The sequence below is a fragment of the Micromonospora sp. NBS 11-29 genome, from assembly GCF_002140155.1.
In the GTDB taxonomy this organism is placed as follows: Bacteria; Actinomycetota; Actinomycetes; order Mycobacteriales; family Micromonosporaceae; genus Micromonospora.
In genome coordinates this window covers 1-5,343 of record NZ_NAPR01000013.1, presented here as the reverse complement: position 1 = coordinate 5,343, position 5,343 = coordinate 1, and the positions used below count along the sequence as shown (strand labels likewise).

The window sequence follows — 5,343 nt, the reverse complement described above, 5'->3', positions numbered from 1 at the left end:
GGCCTCCGCCGCGCCCACCGAGCGGTAATCCCCGACCGCGGACGCGATTACCACGTAATTACCGTCCACCGCGTGCGACATGTATAGCCTGCGATTCCCAGTTGCGTCCCGTTCCGGTACGGAGGCTATTCGTTGTCCCGCTACCCGATACCGCAGGTGCCCATTCCTGCGACGATGCAGTCCGTAGACGATCGCGCTTTCCCGGGACCGGTGATCCCGTGACGGCCCAGGAAACCGACCTCAGCACCGACCGCAGCGCAGCGCCCGCCCGCGGCAAGGCCGACCGGCTGCCATCGCTGACCGGCCTGCGCTTCGTGGCCGCGCTGATGGTCTTCGCCACGCACATCCTCTACTACACGCCGCTCATCGGGGGCGAGACCGGCCAGACGTTGCGGGAGGCGTTCACCCTCTCCGGCTCGTACGGCGTCGGTTTCTTCTTCATCCTCAGCGGCTTCGTGCTGACCTGGACCGCGCGGCGGGGCGACACGACGACCTCCTTCTGGCGTCGCCGCCTGGTGAAGATCGGTCCCATGCACCTGGTCACCTTCGCGCTGGCGGCCATCCTGATCCTCAGCACCGACCGGCCCACCCGGGCGATCGACTGGATCACGTCGCTGTTCCTTCAGCAGACCTGGGTCCCGAGCATCCAGATGAACTCGGCGGTCAACGGCGTGAGCTGGTCGCTGGCCTGTGAGTTCTTCTTCTACCTGGCCTTCCCCGCCCTCTGGTTCGTCCTGCGCCGGATCCCCGAGCGCTGGCTCTGGCCCGCCCTCGGTGCGACCCTCGCGCTGATCGTGGGCGCGTTCCTGGTCGCCACGTACCTCGTGAACGACCAGCCGCGGCTCCCCGTCTTCGGCGTCGACGGCGAGGCGTCGTACACCCAGGTGTGGTTCGTCTACTTCTTCCCGCCGGTGCGCGCGCTCGAATTCGTCCTGGGAATCGTGCTGGCCCGGATCGTCATGGCCGGACAGTGGCCGAGGATCGGGCTGGTGCCCGCCTTCATCGTCGCCGTCGCCGGCTACCTGGCCGCCGTCCGCATGCCGTACCTGGCCGGCGCGGCCGGGCTCGCCACGGTGTGGACCGCCCCGCTCATCGCCGCCGCGGCCGCCGGCGACGAACGCCGCTCCCCCTCGGTGTTCCGCAGCCGGCCGTTGGTCTTCCTGGGCGAGATCTCGTTCGCCTTCTACATGGTGCACTGGATCATCCTGGTGACGTTCACCGAACTGGTCGGTCCCACCCACGTCTTCTCGACGGTCACCGGCTGGCTCCTGGTGCCGGTGCTGCTCGCGGTGGTGATCCTGTGTTCCACGATCCTCTACCGGTTCGTGGAGGTGCCCCTGGTGCAGCGCTTCGGACGGCACCGGGTGGGCGCGGACCGGACCGGCGCCGGCGAACGAGGCCTGCCGACGGCCGGCCTGCACTAGCCAGGTGGGCGGAGCCATTCGGCCGCGGGTGCGCGTCGGCCGACGGGCTTCGCCCATCCCCCCTCGGCGCAGCGGGCGAGGTGCCGCTCGCCGGCCGAGGTGCGGCGCGGCGGTCTCCGGCACGACGGTCAGCGGGTGAGCTGACGTCGTACCGGAGACCGCCGTTCGCGTCGGGACGGGTCGTGGTGGGGCGCCCGGCGGTTACGCGTACGCCGCGGTCCAGTCCACGGCGACGCCGTTGACGTACGCCTCTGCCAGCGCCGCGAGGAACCGACCGGTTCCGCCGTCCTCGTTGCGCAAGGTGGCCATCAGCACGGCCGGGCGGCCGAGTTGCTCGGCCGTGTCCTGCATCCCGATGGTGAGCACCGGCTGCGCGCTGCACTCGACGAAGGTGGCGTACCCGTCGGTGAGCAGCGATTGGACCGCCTCGTCGAACCGGACCGTCTGGCGGAGGTTCCGGTACCAGTACTCCGCGTCCAGCTCCCTGGTCTCGACGCGCTGACCGGTCACCGAGGAGTAGAACGGCACCTCGCCGTCGGTCGGGCGGATGCCGGCCGCCACGTCGAGGAGCGTCTCCCGCAGGTCCTCGACGTGCGCGGAGTGCGCGGCGAAGTCCACGCCCGGCACCTTCCAGCGCATCATCCGGGCCTTGGACAGCGCGACGCCGAACTCCCCCATCGCGGCCGTGTCGCCGGACACCGTCATGGTGGCCGGACCGTTGACCGCGGCCACCGACAGGGCTCCGTCCCAGTCGGCGAGCATCGTCCGGACCTGGTCGTTGGGGGCAAGCACGGTCAGCATCTCGCCGCGTCCACGGATCCGGGTCAGCGCCTGGCTGCGCAGGGCCACGATCCGGATCGCGTCGTCGAGCGCCAGGGCACCGGCGACGTGCGCCGCGACGATCTCGCCCTGCGAGTGGCCCACGACCGCGGCCGGCTCCACGCCGAAGGAACGCCACATCCGGGCGAGGGACAGCATCATCGAGAAGAGCACCGGCTGGACGACGTCCACCCGGTCCAGCGGCGGCGTGCCGTCGGCGCCGCGCAGCACCGCCTCCAACGACCAGTCCACGTACGGCGACAACGCGGTCTCGCAGGCCCGTATCGCCTCGGCGAACACGGGTGCGGTGTCCAGCAGCTCCACCGCCATCCCGACCCACTGCGTGCCCTGGCCGGGGAAGACGAACACGGGGCGGGGCGGCGCCTGCCGGGACGCGCGTCCGGTCACGACGGTCGGCGCGGCCTGCTCCTCGGTGAGTGCGCGCACTCCGGCGAGCAGGTCCGCGCGGTCGCGNCCACCTCGGTGTTCTCGTGGACGATGCCCCGTTCGGCGTCGGATTCGAGCCGGGACAGCAGCCGGACGGCCTGGGCGCGCAGTCCCGCGGCGCTGCGGGCGGACAGCACCCAGGGCACCGTGCCGGTGCCGGCGTTGATGGGAAGATCCTTTGTGGCGGGCTTGGTCACGAGCACTCCTCGTCGATGCCTGGCGGATCGCGAGGCGGACGTTATCCCGAGGTCCGGCCGCGTGGTCCCATCGACTGGTAATTGCGTGCCACGGGTGTAGTTACCGCCTGATTACCCACCGTCCCGGGGAACGTGGAAGGCTTCTCACACCCAGTTGCGTCCGCTATTCGTACGGAGGCTACTCGTTGTCCCGCTATCCGCAAGCGCAGGCCACCGTCCCCGCGCCACCGCAGATCATGCCCACCTACTCCCTGCTTCATCTGCTGCGCGCCGACGACGACTCCGTACTCCACCTGCCGGTGACCAACGCGCGCCTGGTCGAGGAGGTCGCCGCGCGTGTCGGGACGGGAGCGACCGGCTGGGCGATCGAGAACGGCCGGCTGATCCTGGCCGAACTCGCCGCGGAGCCCTTCACCCAGTTCGACCGCCGGTCGTGCAGCGAGACGCGGCTGATCGAGGCGATCGCCCTCTGGGTCATCCTGCGACTCAGCGGGGTGCGGACGATCACCGGGCTGCTCTCCACGGAGCTGACCAACGCCATCCGTGCCAGCATGGCGGACAGCATCACCGTCGATCTCCTGCTGCGCTGCGTGCGGGCCGCGCATGCGGGTTTCACCCGCGAGTTGTTCGACTTCTGCGAGAAGCGGGTCCCGGCCGAGGACCGGACGGCGATGATGCGGTCGATCTCCGAGAACCTGTTCGAGGGCATGGAGACCCTGTCCGCCGCGGTCACCGAGAAGTTCACCGCCGAACGCAACCGTTGGTTCGCCGGTTCGGTGGGCAAGCGCTTCGAACTGGTCTCGTCGATCCTGGAGGGCGCTCCGGTCGATCCCAGGGCGGCGATGCACCAACTGCGGTACGAGCTGACGCTGCACCACGTCGCCCTGGTCCTGTGGCAGGACGAGGTCACGCCGGACGGCGGCCGTGAGCTGGAGAACGCGGCGGTGCGCCTGCTGAGCCGCATCGGTTGCTCCTCGATGCTGCTGCTGCCCGCCGAGCCGGGGCGGCTGTGGGCGTGGGGCGGACGCGCGACCCGGTACCCGGACGAGCTTCGACACTCGGACAAGCAGGTGGACCTGGACCTGCCCGCCCACGTCCACGTCGCATCCGGGCTCCCCGGTTACGGCGTGGCCGGCTTCCGGCGCTCGCACGAACAGGCCGTCACCGCCGAGCGGGTCGGCCGGACCACCGAGCCCGGGCCGTTCCGGCTGTGCGACTACGGCGACCTCGAACTGGTGATCCTGCTCGGCAACGACGCCGAGGCCACCGCGGACTTCGTCCGCCGTGAACTCGGCCCGCTCGCCGCCGACGACCGCACCACGGCGACGCTGCGCGAGACCGTTCGGTGCCTGCTCGACAACGAGCGGGGGGTGGCCGTCACGGCCAAGCACCTGCACATAGCGAAGAACACCGTGGTCTACCGGGTGAAGAAGGCCGAGCAGCTGCTCGGCCGTTCCCTGCGCGAGGACCACCTCCGACTGCACCTGGCCCTGCACCTCGCGGAGCGGCTCGGTTCGGCGGTACTGGCAGAACAGGGCCCCAAGGCGGGGCCGCGGACTTCGATTCGGGCGGTGACCAGGTGAGCGGCGACCAGAAGAACCGTGACGAGAAGCTTCTCGACTACCTCAAGTGGGTCACCGCCGACCTGAAGAAGGCCCGTGAGCGCATCGACGAGCTGGAGTCGGACCGCTCCGAGCCGATCGCCATCGTGGGCATGGCCTGCCGCTATCCCGGCGGGGTCACGACGCCGGAGGAGCTGTGGCAGCTCACCCTCAACGGCGTCGACGCGATCGGCGAGTTCCCGACCGACCGCGGTTGGGACGTCGAGGGCATGTACGACCCGGATCCCGACGCGGTGGGCAAGTTCTCCGCGCGCGAGGGCGGGTTCCTCGACGACATCAAGGGCTTCGACGCGGCGTTCTTCGGGATCTCGCCGCGCGAGGCGCTGGCGATGGCCCCGGAGCAGCGCCTGCTGCTGGAGACCTCGTGGGAGGCGATCGAGCACGCCCGGGTGGACCCGCGTTCGCTGCGGGGCAGCGACACCGGCGTGTTCGTCGGGGTGCCCTACACCGGCTACGCCTCCATGAACGACAGCGCCGCGACCGGCACCGAGGGCTACGCCATGACCGGCATGCTGACCAGCGTCGCGTCCGGCCGCATCTCGTACGTCCTGGGCCTGGAGGGGCCGACCGTCACCATCGACACCGCGTGTTCCTCGTCGCTGGTGGCGATCCACCACGCCGTCACGGCGCTGCGGGGCGGCGAGTGCGCGCTCGCGCTGGCCGGGGGCGCGATGGCGATCCCGGTGCCGGACGGCTTCGTGGAGTTCTCCCGGCAGCGTGGTCTGGCGCCGGACGGCCGGTGCAAGGCCTTCGCCGCGGCCGCGGACGGCACGGGCTGGTCCGAGGGTGTGGGGGTGTTGGTGTTGGCGCGGTTGTCGGTGGCGCGGGGTCGGG

General features: G+C 70.7%; 4 protein-coding genes. 3 read left to right on the top strand and 1 reads right to left on the bottom strand.

From position 1 onward, the window contains the following. Positions 1 to 218 precede the first annotated feature (218 nt). Positions 219 to 1,424 carry an acyltransferase family protein gene (locus B1205_RS29795; protein ID WP_176308644.1) on the top strand — a complete coding sequence of 402 codons (1,206 nt, stop codon included), beginning with the start codon at positions 219 to 221 and terminating at the stop codon, positions 1,422 to 1,424. A 201-nt stretch (positions 1,425 to 1,625) separates the two neighbouring features. Here the strand turns inward: B1205_RS29795 and B1205_RS16340 are convergent, their stop codons facing one another. Further along, entirely contained in the window at positions 1,626 to 2,690 is a 1,065-nt protein-coding gene (locus B1205_RS16340) for an acyltransferase domain-containing protein (protein ID WP_217809828.1), read from the bottom strand. A gap of 382 nt (positions 2,691 to 3,072) precedes the next feature. Between B1205_RS16340 and B1205_RS16335 the strand changes: the two genes are divergently transcribed. Next, complete coding sequence (locus B1205_RS16335) at positions 3,073 to 4,470, top strand: PucR family transcriptional regulator (protein ID WP_140158079.1); 1,398 nt, start codon at positions 3,073 to 3,075, stop codon at positions 4,468 to 4,470. Continuing rightward, the coding region (locus tag B1205_RS16330; protein WP_176308643.1) for a beta-ketoacyl synthase N-terminal-like domain-containing protein at positions 4,467 to 5,343 on the top strand (877 nt) is incomplete at its 3' end. The genes B1205_RS16335 and B1205_RS16330, both read left to right, overlap by 4 nt.